Genomic DNA, 20,471 nt, shown 5'->3' with positions numbered 1-20,471 from the left:
CGGGTGGGTCGTTGACCCCTTATAGGCAAAGTGCGATGACGACGCCATGTGTGGACGCTTCGCATTGCTGGCCAGGGCCGATCTTCTCCGCGAGTTCCTCAATCTCGTGAACCTGGAGGAGCCGCCGGCGCGCTACAACATCGCCCCGACGCAGCCGATCCTCGTCGTCGTGGCCGGCGACAGGCAGGCGCCCGGCAGCAACCTGCCGGAGCGCAAGGCGCTTCTGGTGCGCTGGGGCTTCATGCCCGGCTGGGTGAAGGACCCGCAGGATTTTCCGCTGCTGATCAACGCGCGCGCCGAAACGGCGATCGGCAAGGCCTCGTTCCGCGCCGCCATGCGGCATCGGCGCATCCTCGTGCCGGCCTCGGGCTTCTTCGAGTGGCGACGGCCGGCGGACAAGGGCGCGAAGGCGCAGGCCTATTTCATCCGCCCGAGGAAGGGCGAGATCGTCGCCTTCGCCGGCCTCATGGAGACATGGTCGTCCGCGGACGGTTCGGAAGTCGATACCGGCGCCATCCTGACGACGGCCGCCAATGCCGATATCGCCCGCATCCACGACCGCATGCCCGTCGTCATCCGCCCGGAGGATTTTTCTCGCTGGCTCGATTGCAGGACGCAGGAACCGCGCGAGGTGGAAGACCTGATGCGGCCCATCGAGGAAGGCTTCTTCGAGGCGATCCCGGTGTCCGACAAGGTGGGCAAGGTCTCCAACATGGGGCCGGACATCCTGGAGCCGGTGGAGGAGATCGCGGAACCGGAAACGAAGAAGGGCGCAGACGCGCCCCCGAAGGCCGGGCAAAAGCCCGACCAGCTTTCGCTGTTCTGAACCGCTTATTCGTAAAGCGGCTGGAGGACGGCGGGGATTTCGCGCGGCGTGCGCTGCTCGTCCTTGGCCTTGCTCTCCGCCTTGCACCGGGTCGCCGCGACGACGGCCGGCAGGCCGAGCGGCTTGTAGCGCGCCTGCAGCGTCTCGCTGGCGGCGGGTTGGGCGGGTTTCCTTGCGGTCGACATGTCACTCTCCTGATGATGGCTCATTGAGCAGGCGCCTTTGATTCCCCAGGCGCCGCCCTGACGAGCGATGTGATTATGCGGCCCATTCGGCCAAATTCTGCTCAAATCTTGATCGCTCTGCGGCAAACGGCGGGATTGGCGGTCAAGAATTGTGACGGCGGCTAACAATGGTTTCCCGCCGCCCGCCTTCGGGGCCTGTCTGGCCGGCCGGGAGGAGCGGGATTTTCGCGCCCGCCCGCTTGACCGGGCGCGTGGAGGGCGCGATAAAGCAGGCCATGAAAACGGTACTCTGCATTCGCCGGAGCATTATTCGCTAGCGCACGCGCTGGCCTGGCCGTTTTCGTCCCTCAAAATCCCCGGATGACAACGACCCGGCCAGCCGGGTTTACGCATTTTGGGAGATTCTCATGGCCGAAAAGCCGGTCCTGTCGCTGTACAACACGCTGACGCGGTCGAAGGAGCCCTTCGCTCCGATCGATCCCGACAATGTGCGCATGTATGTCTGCGGCCCGACGGTCTACGACTTCGCCCATATCGGCAATGCCCGCCCGGTCATCGTCTTCGACGTGCTGTTCCGGCTGCTGCGCCATCTCTACGGCGAAAGCCACGTCACCTATGCCCGCAACATCACCGACGTCGACGACAAGATCAACGCGCGGGCGCTGCGCGACTTCGGCTCGCAGATCGCGGACGGCTCGCTGTCGCTGAACGAGGCGATCCGCCGCGTGACGGAGAAGACGGCGAACCAGTTCCATTCGGATATCGAGATGCTCGGCGCGATCGCCCCGACGAACGAGCCGCGCGCCACCGAGTTCGTCCAGCCGCGCGAGGACGGCAAGGCGGACATGATCACGTTGATTCAACGTCTCGTCGAACGCGGCCATGCCTATGAAACCAATGGCGAAGTGCTGTTCGACACCGGCTCGATGGCCGACTACGGCCAGCTTTCGAAGCGCAATCTCGACGAGCAGCAGGCCGGCGCCCGCGTCGCCGTCGACGTGCACAAGAAGAACCCCGGCGACTTCGTGCTCTGGAAGCTCTCCTCGCCGGAGGAACCGGGCTGGCAGTCTCCTTGGGGTAGGGGCCGGCCGGGTTGGCATATCGAGTGCTCGGCCATGTCGGCGGCCTATCTCGGCGAGACGTTCGACATCCACGGCGGCGGGCTCGACCTCATCTTCCCGCACCACGAGAACGAGATCGCCCAGTCGCGCTGCGCCCACGGCACGAAGGTCATGGCGAATGTCTGGATGCACAACGGCTTCGTGCAGGTCGAAGGCCGCAAGATGTCGAAGTCGGAGGGCAATTTCGTCACGATCTACGAATTGCTGCACGAGGAGAAGTTCGGCGGGCGCAAGTGGCCGGGCGAGGTGCTGCGCCTTGCCATGCTCATGACGCATTACCGCGAGCCGATCGACTTCTCCGTCAAGCGGCTGGAGGAGGCCGAGCGCCTCCTCGCCAAGTGGCCGGCCGGCGGCAACCCCGCCGAAGGCCGCGTCGACGGCACCGTCCTTGCGCCCCTTCTCGACGACCTCAACACCGTCGGCGCGGTGCAGGCGCTGCACGCGCTTGCCCAATGCGCCAACGCCGACCCCTTGATGCTGCCCGTCTTCGCCGCCAGCGCCGCCCTCCTCGGCGTCCTGCCGAAGAAGGCCGAGGTCTCCAAGGCGCTGGAAGACAGCATCGACGCCGTCATCCAGCTCCGCCTCGAAATGCTGAAGGCGAAGAACTTCACCGAAGCCGACAAGATTCGCGACGACCTCGCCGCCAGGGGCATCCAGCTCAAGGACGGCAAGGACCCGTCCACCGGCGAGCGCGTGACGACCTGGGAGGTCAAACGGTGAGCAGAGCCACCCCCCTCTGTCACTTCGTGACATCTCCCCCACAAGGGGGGAGATCGAGGACTCGTGGCTCGATCCTTGGGAATCAATTACTGGTTGAATATGAGGTGAACGTTTATGCTGGCTCCCAATCTCCCCCCTTGTGGGGGAGATGTCACGAAGTGACAGAGGGGGGTATCTTGCCGCACGGGAAGGTTTCGAAGCTCAACCGCGTCCGCGCACGCCGCATGCGCAGGGCTTTGACGGATGCCGAACTTGCCTTGTGGAACGAGCTGCGTGCCCATCGCCTGATGGGGCTTGGATTCCGCCGGCAGATGCCGATTGCTGGCTACATCGTTGATTTTGCCTGCCCGGAAAGCCGTATCATCATCGAACTGGACGGTTCCCAGCACGCGCTGGATGCAGCGCTGCACTATGATGCCGACAGAACCGTCCGTCTGGAGCAGGATGGCTGGACCGTCCTGCGTTTCTGGAATGACGAGGTTCTGAAGGATATCGACGGCGTTTGCCGTCATATCCTCGCGACGATCGAAACTCGCAAGGAACTGCAATCATGACCACACCCTTCTACACCGGCGGATGCCAGTGCGGTGCGGTGCGCTTTCATGTCGAGGGCGCGCTTGGGGATGCGTCGGTCTGCCATTGCCGCATGTGCCAGAAGGCGGCCGGCAATTTCTATCTGCCGCTCGTTTCCGTGCGCGGCGCGAAGCTGACCTGGACGCGGGGCGCGCCGAAGCGGTTTCGCTCGTCGAACCACGGCTATCGCGGCTTCTGCGCCGATTGCGGCACGCCGCTGACCTACGAGGCGCCGGACGGCGTGGCGCTGACCATCGCCACGTTCGACGATCCGGCGGAGATCGCCCCGCGCATCCAGTGGGGCATCGAGGCGAAGCTGCCCTATGTCGACACCATCGCCGCCCTGCCGGGCGAGGACACCATGGCGGATGCGGAGGCGGCGTCCTTCCTCGCCGACCTCGTTTCCTATCAGCACCCCGACCACGACACCGACAAATGGCCACCGGAGGAACAGAGATGACCGAGACCTTCCGTACCGGGGGCTGCCAATGCGGCGCCGTCCGCTTCCGCATCCGGGGCGAGCTCGGCCGCCCGTCGATCTGCCATTGCCGCATGTGCCAGAAGCAGTTCGGCGGCTTCTTCGGCCCGCTCGTCACCGCCAAGGGCGAGGTGGAATGGACGCGCGAGGAGCCGGCCTATTTCCAGTCCTCGATCAATATCGCCCGCGGCTTCTGCAGGCATTGCGGCACGCCGCTGACCTACAGGCATCCGGGCGGCATCGAGATCGCCATCGGCGCCTTCGACGAGCGCGACGACCTCGCCCCGCAGATCCAGGTCAATTATTCCGCGCGCCTGCCCTGGGTGGAGACGATCTTTTCCGCGCCCGTGCATGACGACCCGGATTTCTACAGCCAGCAGGAGAAGATCATCTCCTTCCAGCATCCCGACCACGAGACGGAAAACTGGCCGGCCCACGGACTGAAACTATGAGCGAAACATTGCGCACCCTCTATCCCGGGATCGAACCCTATGCCTCGGGCCATCTCGACGTCGGCGACGGGCACACCATCTACTGGGAGCGCGTCGGCACGCCCGGCGCAAAGCCCGCCGTCTTCCTGCACGGTGGGCCGGGCGGCACCATCTCGCCGAACCATCGCCGCCTGTTCGACCCGAAGCTCTACGACGTGACGCTGTTCGACCAGCGCGGCTGCGGCAAGTCCACGCCGCATGCGGAGCTTGAAGCCAACACGACCTGGCACCTCGTTTCCGACATCGAGCGGCTGCGCGAGATGGCGGGTGCGGAAAAGTGGCTGGTCTTCGGCGGCTCCTGGGGCTCGACGCTGGCGCTCGCCTATGCGCAGAAACATCCGGAACGCGTCAGCGAGCTCGTCGTGCGCGGCATCTACATGCTGACGAAGGCCGAGCTCGACTGGTACTACCAGTTCGGCGTCTCGGAAATGTTCCCGGACAAGTGGGAGCGTTTCGTGGAGCCCATCCCGCCGGAAGAGCGCCACGAGATGATGCTGGCCTATCACCGCCGCCTGACGAGCGAGGACAGGGCGACGCGCCTCGCCGCCGCCAAGGCCTGGAGCCTCTGGGAAGGCGAGACGATCACGCTTCTGCCGGAGCCGGCGACGAGCGATCCCTTCGCCGAGGAGGACTACGCCCACGCCTTCGCCCGCATCGAGAACCATTTCTTCGTCAATGCCGGCTGGCTGGAGGAAGGGCAGCTCCTGCGCGAGGCGCACAAGCTCGCCGGCATTCCCGGCGTGATCGTGCATGGCCGCTACGACATGCCGTGCCCGGCGAAATACGCCTGGGCGCTGCACAAGGCCTGGCCGGACGCCGAATTTTACCTCATCGAGGGCGCCGGCCACGCCTATTCCGAACCCGGCATCCTCGACCGCCTGATCTACGCGACCGACATGTTCGCGGGAAAGATCTAGCGCCGTGCGTGCCGCGTTCACCCCCCTCTGGCCTGCCGGCCATCTCCCCCTCAAGGGGGGAGATCGACCCGTTGCCACGTCTCGCCCATCTCGAACGATGAGGATGGAGCAATGCTGGCCCCACCTGCCGATCTCCCCCCTTGAGGGGGAGATGGCCGGCAGGCCAGAGGGGGGTATTGCATCCGCATACCTGAAAGATTGCCTCCCGGGAGGGAACCCATGAGAAAAGACCGTATCCACCTCTTCGACACCACGCTTCGCGACGGCCAGCAGACACCGGGCATCGATTTTTCCGTCGAGGACAAGATCGCCATCGCCGCCATGCTGGACGAGTTCGGGCTGGACTATGTCGAGGGCGGCTATCCGGGTGCCAACCCGACGGATACGGCTTTCTTCGCGAAGAAACGCACGGGCCGCGCGAAATTCGTCGCCTTCGGCATGACGAAGCGCGCCGGCGTGTCCGCCTCCAACGATCCCGGCCTTGCCGCGCTCCTCGATTCGAAGAGCGATGCGATCTGTCTCGTCGCCAAGAGCTGGGACTATCATGTGCGCGTGGCGCTCGGCTGTTCCAACGAGGAGAACCTCGAGAGCATCGCCGAATCCGTGAAGGCCGTCGTCGCCTCCGGCCGCGAATCCATGGTGGACTGCGAGCATTTCTTCGACGGCTACAAGGCCAATCCCGCCTATGCGCTCGCCTGCGCGAAGACGGCGTTTTCCGCCGGCGCGCGCTGGGTCGTCCTGTGCGACACCAACGGCGGCACGCAGCCCTCCGAAATCCGCGACATCGTCGCGGCGGTGATCGCGGCCGGCGTGCCGGGCGAAAACCTCGGCATCCATGCCCATAACGATACGGGGCAGGCCGTCGCCAATTCGCTCGCCGCCGTCGAGGCCGGCGTGCGCCAGATCCAGGGCACGCTGAACGGCATCGGCGAGCGCTGCGGCAACGCCAATCTCGTGACCCTCATCCCGACGCTCGCGCTGAAGGAGGCCTACAGCGGCCGCTTCGAGATCGGCATCGACACGGAAAAGCTCGCCGGCCTCACCAAGCTCGCCCATACCTTCGACGAGTTGCTGAACCGCTCGCCGGAGCAGCAGGCGCCCTATGTCGGTGCCTCGGCCTTCGCCACCAAGGCGGGCATCCATGCCTCGGCGCTCCTCAAGGACCCGCGCACCTACGAGCATGTGACGCCCGAAAGCGTCGGCAACCTGCGCAAGGTCATGGTGTCGGACCAGGGCGGCAAGGCGAATTTCATCAATGCCCTCAAGCTGCGCGGCATCGCCGTCGCCAAGGACGATCCGAAGCTCGACCGCCTCATCCAGATCGTCAAGGAGCGCGAGGCGACCGGCTATGCCTATGAGGGAGCGGATGCGAGCTTCGCGCTGCTCGCCTACCGCACGCTAGGCTCGGTGCCGGATTTCTTCCACGTCGAGAGCTTTCGCGTGATGGTGGAGCGCCGCTATGACGTCAACGGCCAGCTCAAGACCGTCTCGGAGGCGGTGGTGCGGCTGATCGTCGACGGCGAGACCATGATGTCCGTCGCCGAAGGCCACGGCCCGGTCAACGCGCTCGACCTTGCGCTGCGCAAGGACCTCGGCAAGTACCAGAGCGAGATCGCCGACCTCGAGCTTGCCGACTACAAGGTGCGCATCCTCAACGGCGGCACGGAGGCCATCACCCGCGTCCTCATCGAATCCGCCGACGCCACCGGCGCCCGCTGGTGGACGGTCGGCGTCTCCGACAACATCATCGACGCCTCCTTCCAGGCCCTGATGGACTCGATCGTCTACAAGCTCCTGAAGAACCGCGGCGAGGCGGGCCGGGCGGCGGCGGAATAGGCGAGGGGGGGGGTGATTTCCCGTGTAGACGATGCCATATTGTCTACACAGGGAGAACGCCATGGCGCTCAATATCCGCAACCGGCAGGTGAACGTGCTGGCCGAAAAGCTGGCAACGCGCCAGCGTGTCACCAAGACCGAGGCGGTGCGCATCGCCCTTGAGAACGAGTTGCGCCGTTCCGAAGGCCAGCCTTCCCTGTGGGAGAGGCTCGGGCCGCTCCGTGGCCGCGTGGCAGGCGGGCAGCCGACTGGCCTTGCAGCGGACAAGGCTTTTTTCGACGAACTGAGCGGCGAATACTGATGGTCGTCGACGCCTCGGTGATGATCGCCATCCTGACCGGCGAAGACGGCGGCGAAATCCATGCAGGCCTCATCGAGGACGCCCGGCGCAGGGTTACCTCCGTCATGGCCACGTGGGAGGCGTCGGTCGGCCTCTTCCGCAAGACCGGGCTGTCGATGAGCGAGGCAAGGGCCGTCGTCCGGGAGTTCGTCGAGGTCGCCGGCATCGATGTCCTGCCGGTCGAGCCGGAGGACGAGGCGCTGGCACTGGCGATCTTCGAGACGAACGGTCGCCATACCGTCAGCGACGCCGAGCGCAACCGCGCCCTCAACATGGCCGATTGTTTCCATTACGCTGTCGCAAGGCGCCAGGGCGTGCCGATCCTCACGACGGATGCAGGCTTCCTTTCGACCGGCCTCGTCGTTCTCGGCCTCTCGGCGCAGTAGCTGCGGTTCAGCGCGGTTCATCCTCCCTTCACCGGAATGAATTGGTGCATTCACGGGTGTTGGAGTATTCCGGCGCAAATCCGATGTTTTGACGGGAAACGACACGATGGCCGATGAAAACGCCTCCGGCGCCACCCAGACCGGCGATTCGCCGCGTGGTTTCATGTTCGCGCTGGTGGCCTATCTGCTCTGGGGCTTCCTGCCCTTCTTCATGAAGGCCGTCGCGCATATTCCCGCGCCCGAAGTGGTGGCGCACCGTATCATCTGGTCGGTGCCGCTTGCCGGCCTCGTGCTCGTCTGGCTCGGCCGCACGTCGGAGGTGAAGGCGGCGCTGCGCTCGCCGCGCATGATCGCCATGGCGACGCTGACGGCCGTGCTGATCACCGTCAACTGGGGCATCTATGTCTGGGCGATCGGCGCGGGCAGGGCGATCGAGACGGCGCTCGGCTATTACATCAATCCGCTCTTCTCGATCTTCCTCGGCGCGGTGCTGCTCAAGGAAAAGCCGAGCCCGGCGCAGATGGTGGCGATCGGCCTTGCGGCCTGCGCCGTGGCGATCCTCGCCTTCGATGCGGGCGGCCTGCCGTGGGTGTCGCTCGGCCTCTGCTTTTCCTGGGGCTTCTACGCCTTCTTCCGCAAGACGCTGCCGATCGGGCCGAACCAGGGCTTCTTCCTGGAGGTGCTGCTGCTCAGCGTTCCGGCGCTCGGCTATGTCGTGTGGCTGGAGGTGACGGGGCGCGGGCATTTTGGCGACACCGGCACGGCCGACGTCCTGTGGCTGCTGTCCTGCGGCATCGTCACCGCCATCCCGCTGATGATCTATGCCAACGGCGCCAAGCTCCTGAAGCTCTCCACCATCGGTATCATGCAGTACATCGCCCCGACGATGATCTTCATCATCGCCGTCTTCGCCTTCGGCGAGCCCTTCGGCACCACCAAGCTCGTTGCCTTCGCCTTCATCTGGGCGGCGCTCTTCCTCTATTCGGGATCGATGCTGCGCATGGCGCGCGCAAAGCGGCTTGCTCCGGCGGAGTGAGTGAGGCGGGAGTGTGGGTATCCGGCTTGGATGTGCTTGTCCGTGCTCGCATCCCTTACCGTCGTCATGGTCGGGCTTGACCCGACCATCCATGCCGCGGGTGCCGTGTGGATCCCCGGGTCGAGCCCGAGGATGACGATGGAGAGGTGTGTAAGGATGACGGAAGAGAGGGATGCGCGAGGCCGCTAGGCGCTGGGCGCAAGGCCATCAGCGCTGGGTTGCGAAGCTTGGTGCGCGCCTAAAGCCGGGCGATGATCTCGGCTTCGCCCTCGCGGTCGACCTGGCTGGCCCAGTGGTCGAGGAGGGCGCTGACGATCTCTTCCGGCTCGTCGATGACCATCGGCTGGACGAGATGGGCGGTGTGGATGAAGCCCTCGTCGGCCATGTGGCGGATGAGTTTCAGCATCGGGTCCCAGAAACCGCCGGTATTGGCGAAGACCATCGGCTTGCGGTGGCGGCCGAGCTGCGCCCAGGTCATCACCTCGACGATTTCCTCCAGCGTGCCGATGCCGCCCGGAAGCGCGATGAAGGCGTCCGCGCGGTCGAACATCTTGTGCTTGCGCTCGTGCATGTCGGGCGTGACGATGAGTTCGCTGAGCTGGCCGAGGGAGTGCCGGGTGGCCTCCTTCTCCATGAGGAATTGCGGTATGATGCCGGTGACGCGCCCGCCGTTGGAAAGCACGCCGCTGGCGACCGCGCCCATCAGGCCCTTCGTGCCGCCGCCGTAGACGAGGCGCAGGTGGTTTTCGGCCATCGCCTTGCCGAGGCGCCGGCCGGCGTCGACATAGGCGGAATCGCGTCCCGGCTGGGAACCGCAGTAAACGCAGACGGATCGAATCGGTAGGGTATGTTCGCTCATGGCTGGATTCAGCCACCCGGCCGGCAGCCCGTCAAGGATAATGACGGGAAAAGCGGCGGCGAGGGCCGCCGAACGGCCCGGCAACCTTGTGCAAGACACTGGAAATCGATAGCAATTTCGGCAGGGACTCCCCGGAAAACCGGGATAGATAGAGAGTTGAAGATGAAGAACAGGACTGGCCTCGTGGCCCTGATCGTGCTGGCGGCGGCGACGCTGCTCATGGTTTTCTTCGTGCTGCCCAATGTGAACAAGGACAAGCCGGCGCAAACGCCCGTCGCGACCCTGACCGACAAGCCGGCCGAGACCGGCGGCGAGACGACGACGGCCGGCGGCAAGCAGGCCCGCACGAACGCGGCAGGCGAGGCCGTAACGGGGGCCGAGGCGACCGCCACGCAGGAAAAGCCGGCCGAAAGCACGACGGGCGCGGAGACCGCGGCCACCGACACGGCGAAGGCGGAAACGGAGAAAACCGAGGCGGCGCCCGCCGACCCGACCGCGGGCTGGGTGACGCCGGGCTTCGACGTGCTGCGCGTCGAGCCGGACGGTTCGACCGTCATCGCCGGCCGCGGCCAGCCGAACACGACGCTGGAGATCCGCAACGGCGACACGGTCGTCGCCACGGCCGATATCGGCCCCAGCGGCGATTTCGCTGCAGTTTTCGACCAGCCGCTCGCCGCGGGCGACTACGAGCTCACGCTGAACACCAAGGACGACAAGGGTGACTCCAAGGCCTCCGAGGAGGTCGCGACGGTTTCCGTGCCGAAGGACGGTAGCGGCGAACTGCTCGCCATGGTGTCCAAGCCCGGCGAGGCGAGCCGCCTGATCACGGTTCCCGATGTCGGCGGCAAGAAGGCCGTCGCCGAGACCGTGGAAGCGGCCAAGGCTGCCACGGACGACGTCGCCGAGGCGGCGAAGTCGGTTGCCGGTGATGTCGCGGAAGCGACGGGCGAGGCGGCGAAGGCTGCCGGCGAGGCGCTGGCGGACGCGACCGATACGAAGGCCGGCACCGAAGCCGCAGGCACCGAAACGGCGGCTGCGACGCCGGAGGCTGCCGCAACGACGAGCGATGCCGCGACGCCGGCAGGCGACGCCAAGGCGCAGATCCGCGTTTCGGCGGTGGAGCTCGAAGGCGACCACATGTTCGTCGCCGGCACGACGAAGCCGGGCGCGCTCGTGCGCATCTATGCCGACGACAAGCTGGTGGGCGAAGCAAAGGCGGACGAGGCCGGACGCTATGTCGTCGACGGCGCCATCACGCTTTCCGTCGGCCGCCATGCGGTTCGCGCCGACGTGATGAGCGCGGACGGCAGCAAGGTGGACCTGCGCGCCTCCGTGCCCTTCGACCGGCCGGAGGGCGAGCAGGTCGCCGTCGTGGCGCAGGACGACCATGCCGCGGCTCCCGATACCGATACGGCGCTCGGCCTCATCGGCGGCGGCACGTTCGACAAGCTGCGCGGCGAGGCGGACAAGGCGCTCGCCCTTCTCAAGGGGCTCTACGCCAACGGCCGCGTGCCGGGGGCCGAGGAGCTGGCCGCGGCCCGCTCGGCGACGGAAATCGCGCTGAAATCGCTCGCCGAGTTCCGGCCGGGCGACGAAGAGGGCGCCTCGGCCCGCCAGATGGCCGCCAAGGCCTCCGCCGCGGCCGCGGCGGCGCTCGCCCGCCTTCAGGCGCTGCCGGCGGATGCCTCGGCGGTCGGCGCGGCCCTCGGCTCCATCGAGACGGCCGTGGCCGACGCATTGGCACCCGCCATCGAGAAGGCCCATGTCGCCGCCGGCGACGTCTCGGCCGCGACCGACGACACGATCGAGGCGCTGACGGGCCGGGCGACCACGCTGCGTCAGCAGTTCGCCGGCCTCTTCGCCGACGGCCGCAACGCGACGTCCGGCGAGATAGAGACGGCCCGCAGCGCGCTCGAAGGCGTGCTGAAGCGCATCGTCGGCTTCGCGCCGCCGGCCGGCACCGCAAGCGATGTCGCCGCGGCCATCGAAGGGCTGAAGGGCTGGGCCTCGACGGCGCTCGACCGCCTTGCCGCCGTTCCGGCCGGCGCGGGCCGCGAGGCCTACCAGCAGGCGCTCGCCGCGCTCGAAGGCATGCCGTCGCTGACGGCCGCCGCCGAGGCTGTTGCGACGGTAACGCAGGACGCCGCCACGGCCGTGACCGCCGACAACGGCGCGGCCAGGACCGAAAGCGGCACCGCAGCCGGTGCGGCGACGGCCGGCAGCGAGAGCGCCGCGACGGCGGAAGACAAGACCGGGGGCGAGGCGGCGGCCGACGAGCCGCAGACCGTCGAGCAGGCGCCGCTCCAGGCGAGCAAGACGTCGGTGATCATCCGCCGCGGCGATACGCTTTGGCAGATCTCCCGCCGCATCTACGGCAAGGGCGTGCGCTACACGACGATCTACCTCGCCAACGAGGACCAGATCAGCGATCCGGACCGCATCATCCCCGGCCAGGTCTTCGGCATTCCGGACAAGACGATGGAAAGCGACGCCGAGGCGGAAGAGATGCACCGCAAGCACGTCCACGGCGATTGACGCCCATCAATTTCCCGCCGGCCGTTGCGAAGTGGCCGGCGAGGTCCTATCTGCATCCTGCGGCGCCCCGTCGGGCGCCGCATTTTCATTCGGGTAACCAGACGTGAGCCGGGCAACACCCGGCGGAGGCCAGCGTGGCGACGACGACGAAGAAGACGATTTCGGCCGACAGCAGCAATCCGTTCCACACCCTCGTGAACCTCTGGCCCTATATGTGGCCCTCTGGCCGGCCGGACCTGAAGATGCGCGTCGTCTGGGCCTCGGTCTTCCTGCTCGCCTCCAAGATCGTGCTGCTGCTCGTTCCCTATTTCTTCAAATGGGCGACTGACGCGCTGAACGACAAGCCGGATGCCGTCAGCCTGCTGCCGACGTTCCTTCTCGGCGCGGTCATGCTGGTCTTCGCCTATAACGGCGCGCGCATCGTGCAGGCGGGGCTCAACCAGCTTCGCGACGCGCTCTTTGCCAGCGTCGGGCAATATGCGGTGCGCCAGCTCGCCTACCGCACCTTCGTGCACCTGCACCGGCTGTCGCTGCGCTTCCATCTGGAGCGGCGCACGGGCGGCCTTTCGCGCGTCATCGAGCGGGGCACCAAGGGCATCGAGACCATCGTGCGCTTCACGATCCTCAACTCCGTGCCGACCTTCATCGAGTTCCTTCTGACCGCCGTCGTCTTCTGGCGCGGCTACGGCCTGCAATATCTCCTCGTCACCGCCGCAACGGTCTGGCTCTATATCTGGTTCACGGTCAAGGCGAGCGACTGGCGCATCTCCATCCGCCGCTCGATGAACGACAGCGACACCGAGGCGAACACCAAGGCCATCGATTCGCTCCTCAACTTCGAGACCGTGAAGTATTTCGGCAACGAGGAGATGGAGGCCCGCCGCTTCGACCAGTCGATGGAGCGCTACGAGAAGGCGGCGACGCAGGTGTGGACCTCGCTCGGCTGGCTGAACTTCGGCCAGGCGTTGATCTTCGGCCTCGGCATGGCGGTGATGATGGCGATGTCGGCGATGGCCGTGCAGCGCGGCGACCAGTCGGTCGGCGACTTCGTCTTCATCAATGCGATGCTGATCCAGCTCGCCATCCCGCTCAACTTCATCGGCTTCGTCTACCGCGAAATCCGCCAGGGCCTCACGGATATCGAGCAGATGTTCGAGCTCCTCGAAGTGGAGGCGGAGGTGCAGGACAAGCCGGATGCCCGCGAACTCGTCGTCACCGACGGCGCGATCTCCTTCAAGGACGTGCACTTCGCCTACGATCCGGCCCGGCCGATCCTGAAAGGTATCACCTTCGACGTGCCGGCGGGCAAGACCGTCGCGGTCGTCGGCCCGTCCGGTGCCGGCAAGTCGACGCTCTCGCGCCTGCTCTACCGCTTCTACGACGTGCAGGAAGGGACGATCACCATCGACGGGCAGGACGTGCGCGACGTCACGCAGAAGAGCCTGCGCAAGGTCATCGGCATGGTGCCGCAGGATACCGTGCTCTTCAACGACACCATCGCCTACAACATCCGCTACGGCCGCCCGGGTGCGACCGACGAGGAGGTGGCCGCCGCCGCCGAGGCCGCGCAGATCGGCCCCTTCATCCGCCACCTGCCGGAAGGCTTCAAGGCGATGGTGGGCGAGCGCGGGCTGAAGCTCTCCGGCGGCGAGAAGCAGCGCGTCGCCATCGCCCGCACGATCCTGAAGAGCCCGCCGATCCTCATCCTCGACGAGGCGACCTCGGCGCTCGACACGCGCACGGAGCAGGAAATCCAGGCCGCTCTCGACGTGGTCTCGAAGAACCGCACCACGCTCGTCATCGCCCATCGCCTGTCCACCGTCATCTCGGCGGACGAGATCATCGTGCTGAAAGACGGCGTGATCGCCGAGCGCGGCACGCATGGCGAACTGATGGACCGCGAGGACGGCCTCTACGCCTCCATGTGGAACCGCCAGCGCGAGGCCGTCGAGGTCGAGGAGCGGCTGAAGCAGGTGCGCGAGAGCGACGAGCTCGGCATCGTCCTGCGCGGCGCGCCGGCGGCGGAGTGACCGGCCGGGGAGCAGGGCAATCGCCTATGGATTGAAGACCCCTCCCTAAATCCCTCCCCACAAGGGGGAGGGACTTAACGCTCGGCACTCTCGACGCCCAGGATTGAAGGAAACGCAGGCTGCCAGCCTTTCTCCCCCCTTGTGGGGGAGATGCCGGCAGGCAGAGAGGGCCTTCATATGCGCTTGCTTCCCGTCGAGGAGGGGGATAGCGGAGCGGCACGCCTTGCCGAAGCCGCCGCCACCGGTGGGCTAATCGCCGCGCCGCATTGCCCCCATCGCCATTTCACGCTAGGTCGATGGCGTGAAATCATCAGGAGATGTCGGAAGATGAGTTTGGTCGATACGATACGCAGCACCCTGGTGCCGATCCATCGGGAAGGCTGGAAGTTCGTGGCCGGCTTCTTTGTCGCCTCGCTCGTCCTTGGCGCGCTCTGGCAGCCGCTGATGTGGATCGGCTTCGTGCTGACGGCGTGGTGCGCCTATTTCTTCCGCGATCCCGAGCGCATGACGCCGCAGGACGACGACCTCGTCATCAGCCCGGCGGACGGCCGTGTCTCGGCCATCGCCATGGTGACGCCGCCGGCCGAACTGGAGCTCGGCGACCAGCCGATGATGCGCATCTCCGTCTTCATGAACGTCTTCAACTGCCATGTGAACCGCGCGCCGATGCGCGGCCGCGTGACGCGCGTCGCCTATCGCGCCGGAAAATTCCTCAATGCCGACCTCGACAAGGCGAGCCAGGAGAACGAGCGCAACGGCCTCGTCATCGAGAGCGCGCACGGGCCCATCGGCGTCGTGCAGATCGCCGGCCTCGTCGCCCGCCGCATTCTCTGCTGGACCGAGATGAACGACAGCCTGGAAACGGGCGAGCGCTTCGGCCTCATCCGCTTCGGCTCGCGCCTCGACGTCTTCCTGCCGGCCGGCGCCGAGCCGCGCGTCAGCCTCGGCCAGACGGCGATTGCCGGCGAGACGGTGCTGGCCGAATTCGGTTCCGCCAAGGGGCCGGTCATCAGCCGGCGCGGTTAGGACCTCGCTCATGGACACGCCGTTTCCGCCCTATGAACCCAATGGCCCGAACGACGAGGCCCGCGGCCCGCGCCTGCGCGAGATCCCGCTGCGCATCATCATTCCCAATGTCATCACGGTTCTGGCCATCTGCGCGGGGCTGACGGGCATCCGCCTTGCCTTCGAGAACCGCTACGAACTCGCCGTCGGCATGGTGCTGCTCGCCGCCTTCCTCGACGGCATCGACGGGCGCGTCGCGCGGCTCCTCAAGGCGACGTCGAAATTCGGCGGGCAGATGGATTCGCTTGCCGACATCGTCAATTTCGGCGTGGCGCCGGCGCTGGTGCTCTATGTCTTCATCCTCGACCAGGCGCGCTCCTTCGGCTGGATCGCGGCGCTGATCTACACGATCGCGGCGGGCCTTCGCCTTGCCCGCTTCAACGTCATGGCCGAGCGCGAGACCAAGGCGCAATGGCAGAGCGAATATTTCGTCGGCGTGCCGGCGCCGGCCGGCGCCATGCTGGTGCTGCTGCCGGTCTATATCGGCTTCCTCGGCGTCGCGCCGAGCCCGCTCTTCGGCTTCCTCGCCTCCGGTTACACGGTGCTGATCGGCTTCCTTCTCGTCTGCCGCCTGCCGGTCTGGTCCGGCAAGTCGGAGGGCAGCCGAATCCGTCGCGACCTCGTGCTGCCGGCGATCCTTCTCGTTGTCGTCTATGTCGCCACGCTGATGAGCTTCACCTGGGAGACCATGGTGGTGACGGTCGTCGCCTATCTTGCGACGCTGCCGTTCGGCGCGCGCTCCTGGCAGCGCAAATACGGCGGCTGGAGCACGCCGCAGGTTCACGGCGCGACGGAATTCCCCGAGGAAACCGACGGCCATTGACGGGCGCGCACGCCGCCCTGCCATCACGTCCGTGTGAGAATTGCAAAAGCCCCGCCGCGGCGCCCGCGGCGGGGCTTGCTTTTTAATTGCAGGTCGATTAATTGGTGGGCAAATAGATAGCAAGCTAATAGTATTTGGACTACCAAGATGACTGCCACAGACCCCCGCGAACGCATCCTCGACGACCTTTCCCGCGTGCAGCGCAAGATGCGCGCCCTGTTCGACGCTCGCGTGAAGGAGCGGGGGCTGACCCTGCCGCGCGCCCGCGCGTTGCTGATCCTCGGCCGCGGCGCCCAGCTCAACCAGCGCGAACTTGCCGACGAGCTCGATATCGAGACGCCGACGCTCGTGCGCCTGCTCGACGGCATGGAGAAGCAGGGCTTCATCGAACGCCAGTCGGTGGAGGGCGACCGCCGCGCCAAGCAGATCGTCATGACGCCACACGGCGCAAAGGTGGCCGACGAGGTGCTCGACCTCGCCCGCTCGCTGCGCGCCGACGTGCTGGAGAGCATTTCGGCCACCGACATGTCGACCACCGTCAAGGTCTTCGCCGCCATGGCCGACAACATCGCCAAGAGCTGTCGGGAGAGCGTCGAGGCATGAGCACCGTTCCCGCCACCGACGCGAGCGGGCCGGAGGACGAGCCGGCACGATCGGCGGGGCAGGGGACCGTTCCCCCGGCGCCCGCGCCCATAGCCCCCTCCCGCGCCGCCGCCTGCATCGCCGCTTCCACCCTGCTTGCGATGACGCAGGGCTTCGGCATGAACCTCGTCGCCGCCAATATCCCGCAGATGCAGGGCCCGCTCGGCGCGACGAGCACGGAGGCCGTCTGGCTGATGGCCGCCTACATGGCGCCGAACGCCTCGCTGTCCATCGCCCTCATTAAGATCCGCAACCAGTACGGCCTGCGCCATTTCGCCGAGCTCGGCATCGCCGTCTTCCTCGTCGTCGCGGTGCTGCACATCTTCATCACGGACCTTCGTTCCGCGCTGGTGCTGCGCTTCTTCGCCGGCATCGCCGCCGCGCCGCTTTCCTCGCTCGGCTTCCTCTACATGCTGGAGGCCTTCACGCCGGCGCGCAAGCTGACGATCGGCATCTCGCTGGCGCTCACCAATATCGGCCTTGCCCCGCCGCTGACCCGGCTCATCTCGCCGCTGCTGATCGATATCGGCAACATCCGCGCCCTGCTGCGGCTCGAGCTGGCGCTCGCCATGCTGTCCTTCGCGGCGATCTACCTCCTGCCGCTGACGCCGATACCGCGGGCGAAGGTCATCGAGAAGCTCGATATCGTCAGCTACCTCCTCATCGCCGTCGGCTTCGGCTCGGGCGCGGTCATCCTCCTGACCGGCCGCACCTACTGGTGGTTCGAAGCCCGCTGGATCGGCGAGCTGCTGGTGGTCATGATCGCCGCGCTGACGCTTGCCGCCGTCATCGAGCTCAACCGCGAGAAGCCGCTGATCGACCTGCGCTGGCTCGTCAGCCGCGAGATGGTGCATTTCGGCGCGGTGCTGGTGCTCTTCCGCCTGATGCTCGCCGAGCAGACGGCCGTCGCCGGCAATTTCTTCCAGGTGATCGGCCTGCAGAACGGCCAGCTCATGCATCTCTACGCCATCGTGGCGCTGGCGACGGCCGCCGGCGGGCTCATCTGCGCGGCGGTGCTGAAGCCCGGGCGCGAGCCCGGCCTTCACATGGTCGCGCTGCTCCTGATCGGCGTCGGCGCCTTCCTCGACAGCCGCGCGACGAACCTCACGCGGCCCGCCGAAATGTATCTGAGCCAGGGGCTGATCGCGGCCGGCGGCAGCCTGTTCCTGCCGCCCGCCATCGCCGCCGGCTTCACCATGGCGCTGAAGAAGGGGCCGCAATACATCCTCAGCTTCATCGTCGTCTTCCTCGTCACGCAGAGCCTTGGGGGGCTCGCCGGCTCGGCGATCTTCGGTTCCTTCATCACGCTGCGCGAAAAATTCCATTCCAATGTGCTCGCCCAGTCGATGACGCTCGCCGATCCGCTGGTCGCCGCCCGCGTCTCGCAGCTTTCCGCCGCCTATGGCCGCACGATCACCGATCCCGCCGTGCTGAAGGCCGAGGGCGTGGCGCTGCTCGGCCAGCAGGTGACGCGCGAGGCGAACGTACTCGCCCACAACGACGCCTTCCTCGTCATCGCGCTGCTGGCGGTCTGTGCCGCGGCCGCGCTTGCCATCCACATTCTCTACGTCCGCATCCGCGACGCCCGGCCTGCCGTTCCGGCGGCCGCAGAAGGTTGAGAGCCATGAAGACATATATCCGCAACACCGCCACCACGCTCGCCCTCATCCTCGGCCTCGCCGGCATCGGCGCCGTGCTCTACGCCTGGCAGCTTCCGCCCTTTTCCAGTGATGTGCAGACGACGGACAACGCCTATGTGCGCGGCTACGTCACCCTGATCAGCCCGCAGCTCGCCGGCTACGTCACGGAGGTGGCGGTGAAGGACTACGAGACGGTGAAGGCCGGCCAGGTGCTCGCCCGGCTCGACGACCGCATCTATCGCCAGAAGGTGGAGCAGGCCAACGCCACGCTCGCCAGCCAGAAGGCGGCGCTCGCCAATTCCGAGCAGCAGGAAAAGGCGGCCAACGCGCGCATCGGCGCGAGCGAGGCGGCGCTTGCCAGCGCCAGCTATGCCAAGCGCCGGGCGGAGGAGAACCGCAACCGCATCGAGGAGCTCTCCGACAAGGGCATCGCCACCGAGAGCGACCGCGAGCAGAGCCGCACCGCCTTCGACCAGGCGGAAGCCGCCGTCACGCAGGCCGCAGCCAACCTCGAGGTGACGAAGCAGGACCTGCAGACGATCATCGTCGCCCGCGATTCCCTGCGTGCGGCCGTCGCGGGGGCGGAGGCCTCCGTGGAACTGGCGAAGATCGACCTCTCCAACACGGTCATCACGGCCCCGCGCGACGGCGCGGTGGGCGAGGTGGGCGTCAAGCTGGGCCAGTATGTCGCCGCCGGCACGCAGCTCATGGCCGTCGTGCCGCGCGATACCTGGGTGATCGCCAACTTCAAGGAGACGCAGCTTGCCTACATCAAGCCGGGGCAGGCGGTGGAACTGACGGTGGACGCCTTCAAGCACGCCGTGCTGAAGGGCCATGTCGAACGCTTCTCCCCCGCCGCCGGCTCGGAATTCAGCGTTATCCGGCCCGACAACGCCACCGGCAACTTCACCAAGATCGCCCAGCGCATTCCCGTGCGCATCACCATCGACGAGGGGCAGGACCTTGCGCAGTACCTTGCGCCAGGGCTTTCGGTGGAGGTGCGGACGGTGGTGGGGGACTAGGCTGGGCCTGAATAGTGGGACGTGGATCCTCGGGGCAAGCCCGAGGATGACGACAAACGGGAAGTATGGCGGCAAAAGCGGCGCTTCCGCATGCCGCACCGTTCGACGGATGGGTAGCCTCTCTTCCCCACCGTCATCCTCGGGCTAGACCCGAGGATCCACGCGGCACCCGCCTCTCAAAAAGAAGCCCGCCGTCACTCCGGCAGGCGATACTCCACCAGCCGTCCCTTGCGCATGTCGAAGAGCTTGCCCGTCTCGGCATAGTCCGGCGAGACCAGCGGCAGGATGGCCTTGGCCACTTCGGAGGGGTGCTGCACCGTCGCCGGGTCCTCGCCGGGCACGGCCTGCGCGCGCATGGCGGTGCGGGTGGCGCCGGGGTCGAGCGAGGTGATGCGCAGCGCCGTGCGCTGCGTCTCGCCGGCCCAGGTGCGGGCAAGGGCTTCCACGGCGGCCTTGGAAGCGGAGTAGGGCCCCCAGAAGGGCTTGCATTTGTGCGCGGCGCTGGAGGAGAGGAGCACGGCGCGGCCGGCATCTGACTTCAGCAGCAGCGGCGCGAGGGAGCGGATGAGCCGCCACGTCGCGGTGACGTTGATCGTCATGACCTTCTCGAAGACCTTCGCCTCGACATGGTCGATCGGCGAGATCGTGCCGAGCACGCCGGCATTGGCGACGAGGATGTCGAGCCTGCCCCAGCGCTCGAAGATCGAGCCGCCGAGCTTGTCGATGGCCGCCATGTCGGCAAGGTCGAAGGGCACCAGCGTCGCGCTGCCGCCGAGTTCCTTGATTGCATCGTCGAGTTCTTCCAGCCCCCCGACGGTGCGGGCGCAGGCGATGACATGCGCGCCGGCTTTCGCCAGTTCCAGGGCGGTGAAATAGCCGATGCCGCGCGACGCGCCGGTGACCAGCGCGAGGCGGCCTTTCAGGTCGATGCTCATGATTGTCTTCA

20 protein-coding genes are annotated in these 20,471 nt (G+C 66.7%); 17 read left to right on the top strand and 3 right to left on the bottom strand.

Going from position 1 to position 20,471, the window contains the following annotated elements; genetic code table 11:
• The first annotated feature begins 46 nt into the window (after nucleotides 1–46).
• Nucleotides 47–826 (top strand): SOS response-associated peptidase, encoded by a 780-nt coding sequence (locus HNQ66_RS13465; protein WP_184144675.1) that lies wholly within the window; start codon nucleotides 47–49, stop codon nucleotides 824–826.
• A gap of 5 nt (nucleotides 827–831) precedes the next feature.
• Here HNQ66_RS13465 and HNQ66_RS13460 read toward each other — a convergent pair whose 3' ends face one another.
• Nucleotides 832–1,011, bottom strand: coding sequence for a hypothetical protein (locus HNQ66_RS13460; protein ID WP_184144674.1), 180 nt, complete (start codon nucleotides 1,009–1,011; stop codon nucleotides 832–834).
• A gap of 407 nt (nucleotides 1,012–1,418) precedes the next feature.
• On the opposite strand from HNQ66_RS13460, the gene cysS reads away from it, so the two are divergent.
• From cysS to rarD, 9 genes are all read left to right on the top strand, one after another.
• Complete coding sequence (gene cysS, locus HNQ66_RS13455) at nucleotides 1,419–2,852, top strand: cysteine--tRNA ligase (protein WP_184144673.1); 1,434 nt, start codon at nucleotides 1,419–1,421, stop codon at nucleotides 2,850–2,852.
• Nucleotides 2,853–3,028: 176 nt separating this feature from the next.
• Nucleotides 3,029–3,406: an endonuclease domain-containing protein gene (locus HNQ66_RS13450; RefSeq protein WP_184144672.1), complete on the top strand. Its 378-nt coding sequence runs from the start codon at nucleotides 3,029–3,031 to the stop codon at nucleotides 3,404–3,406.
• On the top strand, nucleotides 3,403–3,885 hold the full coding sequence (locus tag HNQ66_RS13445; protein ID WP_184144671.1) for a GFA family protein: 483 nt from the start codon (nucleotides 3,403–3,405) through the stop codon (nucleotides 3,883–3,885). Before HNQ66_RS13450 ends, HNQ66_RS13445 begins: the two co-directional genes overlap by 4 nt.
• Entirely contained in the window at nucleotides 3,882–4,355 is a 474-nt protein-coding gene (locus tag HNQ66_RS13440) for a GFA family protein (RefSeq protein WP_184144670.1), read from the top strand. The genes HNQ66_RS13445 and HNQ66_RS13440 overlap by 4 nt, the downstream gene beginning before the upstream one ends.
• The gene (gene pip / locus HNQ66_RS13435) at nucleotides 4,352–5,311 is read left to right on the top strand and encodes a prolyl aminopeptidase (RefSeq protein ID WP_184144669.1); all 960 of its coding nucleotides are present in this window, start codon (nucleotides 4,352–4,354) and stop codon (nucleotides 5,309–5,311) included. Before HNQ66_RS13440 ends, pip begins: the two co-directional genes overlap by 4 nt.
• A gap of 219 nt (nucleotides 5,312–5,530) precedes the next feature.
• Nucleotides 5,531–7,147: a citramalate synthase gene (gene cimA, locus HNQ66_RS13430; RefSeq protein WP_184144668.1), complete on the top strand. Its 1,617-nt coding sequence runs from the start codon at nucleotides 5,531–5,533 to the stop codon at nucleotides 7,145–7,147.
• 61 nt (nucleotides 7,148–7,208) lie between these two features.
• Nucleotides 7,209–7,448, top strand: a complete 240-nt coding sequence (locus HNQ66_RS13425; protein ID WP_184144667.1) for a type II toxin-antitoxin system VapB family antitoxin — start codon at nucleotides 7,209–7,211, stop codon at nucleotides 7,446–7,448.
• Entirely contained in the window at nucleotides 7,448–7,873 is a 426-nt protein-coding gene (locus tag HNQ66_RS13420) for a type II toxin-antitoxin system VapC family toxin (protein ID WP_184144666.1), read from the top strand. Before HNQ66_RS13425 ends, HNQ66_RS13420 begins: the two co-directional genes overlap by 1 nt.
• Nucleotides 7,874–7,979: 106 nt before the next feature.
• Nucleotides 7,980–8,909 carry an EamA family transporter RarD gene (gene rarD, locus HNQ66_RS13415; RefSeq protein WP_184144665.1) on the top strand — a complete coding sequence of 310 codons (930 nt, stop codon included), beginning with the start codon at nucleotides 7,980–7,982 and terminating at the stop codon, nucleotides 8,907–8,909.
• 238 nt (nucleotides 8,910–9,147) lie between these two features.
• Here the strand turns inward: rarD and HNQ66_RS13410 are convergent, their stop codons facing one another.
• Nucleotides 9,148–9,768: an LOG family protein gene (locus HNQ66_RS13410; protein ID WP_184144664.1), complete on the bottom strand. Its 621-nt coding sequence runs from the start codon at nucleotides 9,766–9,768 to the stop codon at nucleotides 9,148–9,150.
• 162 nt (nucleotides 9,769–9,930) lie between these two features.
• On the opposite strand from HNQ66_RS13410, the gene HNQ66_RS13405 reads away from it, so the two are divergent.
• From HNQ66_RS13405 to HNQ66_RS13375, 7 genes are all read left to right on the top strand, one after another.
• Nucleotides 9,931–12,303, top strand: a complete 2,373-nt coding sequence (locus tag HNQ66_RS13405) for a LysM peptidoglycan-binding domain-containing protein (protein ID WP_246434298.1) — start codon at nucleotides 9,931–9,933, stop codon at nucleotides 12,301–12,303.
• Between the two features lie 134 nt (nucleotides 12,304–12,437).
• Nucleotides 12,438–14,333 carry an ATP-binding cassette domain-containing protein gene (locus tag HNQ66_RS13400; RefSeq protein WP_184144663.1) on the top strand — a complete coding sequence of 632 codons (1,896 nt, stop codon included), beginning with the start codon at nucleotides 12,438–12,440 and terminating at the stop codon, nucleotides 14,331–14,333.
• A gap of 327 nt (nucleotides 14,334–14,660) precedes the next feature.
• Entirely contained in the window at nucleotides 14,661–15,359 is a 699-nt protein-coding gene (locus HNQ66_RS13395; RefSeq protein WP_184144662.1) for a phosphatidylserine decarboxylase, read from the top strand.
• Nucleotides 15,360–15,369: 10 nt separating this feature from the next.
• The gene (gene pssA, locus HNQ66_RS13390) at nucleotides 15,370–16,221 is read left to right on the top strand and encodes a CDP-diacylglycerol--serine O-phosphatidyltransferase (protein WP_184144661.1); all 852 of its coding nucleotides are present in this window, start codon (nucleotides 15,370–15,372) and stop codon (nucleotides 16,219–16,221) included.
• Between the two features lie 147 nt (nucleotides 16,222–16,368).
• Nucleotides 16,369–16,824, top strand: coding sequence for a MarR family winged helix-turn-helix transcriptional regulator (locus tag HNQ66_RS13385; RefSeq protein ID WP_184144660.1), 456 nt, complete (start codon nucleotides 16,369–16,371; stop codon nucleotides 16,822–16,824).
• Nucleotides 16,821–18,482: an MFS transporter gene (locus HNQ66_RS13380; protein WP_184144659.1), complete on the top strand. Its 1,662-nt coding sequence runs from the start codon at nucleotides 16,821–16,823 to the stop codon at nucleotides 18,480–18,482. The genes HNQ66_RS13385 and HNQ66_RS13380 overlap by 4 nt, the downstream gene beginning before the upstream one ends.
• Nucleotides 18,483–18,487: 5 nt before the next feature.
• Nucleotides 18,488–19,525, top strand: coding sequence for an HlyD family secretion protein (locus HNQ66_RS13375; protein ID WP_184144658.1), 1,038 nt, complete (start codon nucleotides 18,488–18,490; stop codon nucleotides 19,523–19,525).
• Nucleotides 19,526–19,719: 194 nt separating this feature from the next.
• On the opposite strand, the gene HNQ66_RS13370 is transcribed toward HNQ66_RS13375, so the two are convergent.
• The gene (locus HNQ66_RS13370) at nucleotides 19,720–20,460 is read right to left on the bottom strand and encodes an SDR family NAD(P)-dependent oxidoreductase (RefSeq protein ID WP_184144657.1); all 741 of its coding nucleotides are present in this window, start codon (nucleotides 20,458–20,460) and stop codon (nucleotides 19,720–19,722) included.
• Between the last annotated feature and the right edge of the window lie 11 nt (nucleotides 20,461–20,471).

The sequence above is a fragment of the Shinella fusca genome, assembly GCF_014203155.1.
Taxonomy (GTDB): domain Bacteria; phylum Pseudomonadota; class Alphaproteobacteria; order Rhizobiales; family Rhizobiaceae; genus Shinella; species Shinella fusca.
This window is presented reverse-complemented; position numbering and strand designations above follow the sequence as displayed.

Excerpts from the sequence above, each read along its gene's own strand:
- HNQ66_RS13370 (WP_184144657.1), bottom strand. The coding sequence starts at position 20,460 with ATGAGCATCGACCTGAAAGGCCGCCTCGCGCTGGTCACCGGCGCGTCG.
- HNQ66_RS13425 (WP_184144667.1), top strand. The coding sequence starts at position 7,209 with ATGGCGCTCAATATCCGCAACCGGCAGGTGAACGTGCTGGCCGAAAAG.
- HNQ66_RS13385 (WP_184144660.1), top strand. The coding sequence starts at position 16,369 with ATGACTGCCACAGACCCCCGCGAACGCATCCTCGACGACCTTTCCCGC.
- pssA (WP_184144661.1), top strand. The coding sequence starts at position 15,370 with ATGGACACGCCGTTTCCGCCCTATGAACCCAATGGCCCGAACGACGAG.
- HNQ66_RS13420 (WP_184144666.1), top strand. The coding sequence starts at position 7,448 with ATGGTCGTCGACGCCTCGGTGATGATCGCCATCCTGACCGGCGAAGAC.
- HNQ66_RS13405 (WP_246434298.1), top strand. The coding sequence starts at position 9,931 with ATGAAGAACAGGACTGGCCTCGTGGCCCTGATCGTGCTGGCGGCGGCG.
- HNQ66_RS13465 (WP_184144675.1), top strand. The coding sequence starts at position 47 with ATGTGTGGACGCTTCGCATTGCTGGCCAGGGCCGATCTTCTCCGCGAG.
- HNQ66_RS13375 (WP_184144658.1), top strand. The coding sequence starts at position 18,488 with ATGAAGACATATATCCGCAACACCGCCACCACGCTCGCCCTCATCCTC.
- HNQ66_RS13395 (WP_184144662.1), top strand. The coding sequence starts at position 14,661 with ATGAGTTTGGTCGATACGATACGCAGCACCCTGGTGCCGATCCATCGG.
- cysS (WP_184144673.1), top strand. The coding sequence starts at position 1,419 with ATGGCCGAAAAGCCGGTCCTGTCGCTGTACAACACGCTGACGCGGTCG.
- HNQ66_RS13445 (WP_184144671.1), top strand. The coding sequence starts at position 3,403 with ATGACCACACCCTTCTACACCGGCGGATGCCAGTGCGGTGCGGTGCGC.
- rarD (WP_184144665.1), top strand. The coding sequence starts at position 7,980 with ATGGCCGATGAAAACGCCTCCGGCGCCACCCAGACCGGCGATTCGCCG.
- cimA (WP_184144668.1), top strand. The coding sequence starts at position 5,531 with ATGAGAAAAGACCGTATCCACCTCTTCGACACCACGCTTCGCGACGGC.
- HNQ66_RS13440 (WP_184144670.1), top strand. The coding sequence starts at position 3,882 with ATGACCGAGACCTTCCGTACCGGGGGCTGCCAATGCGGCGCCGTCCGC.
- HNQ66_RS13380 (WP_184144659.1), top strand. The coding sequence starts at position 16,821 with ATGAGCACCGTTCCCGCCACCGACGCGAGCGGGCCGGAGGACGAGCCG.
- pip (WP_184144669.1), top strand. The coding sequence starts at position 4,352 with ATGAGCGAAACATTGCGCACCCTCTATCCCGGGATCGAACCCTATGCC.
- HNQ66_RS13410 (WP_184144664.1), bottom strand. The coding sequence starts at position 9,768 with ATGAGCGAACATACCCTACCGATTCGATCCGTCTGCGTTTACTGCGGT.
- HNQ66_RS13460 (WP_184144674.1), bottom strand. The coding sequence starts at position 1,011 with ATGTCGACCGCAAGGAAACCCGCCCAACCCGCCGCCAGCGAGACGCTG.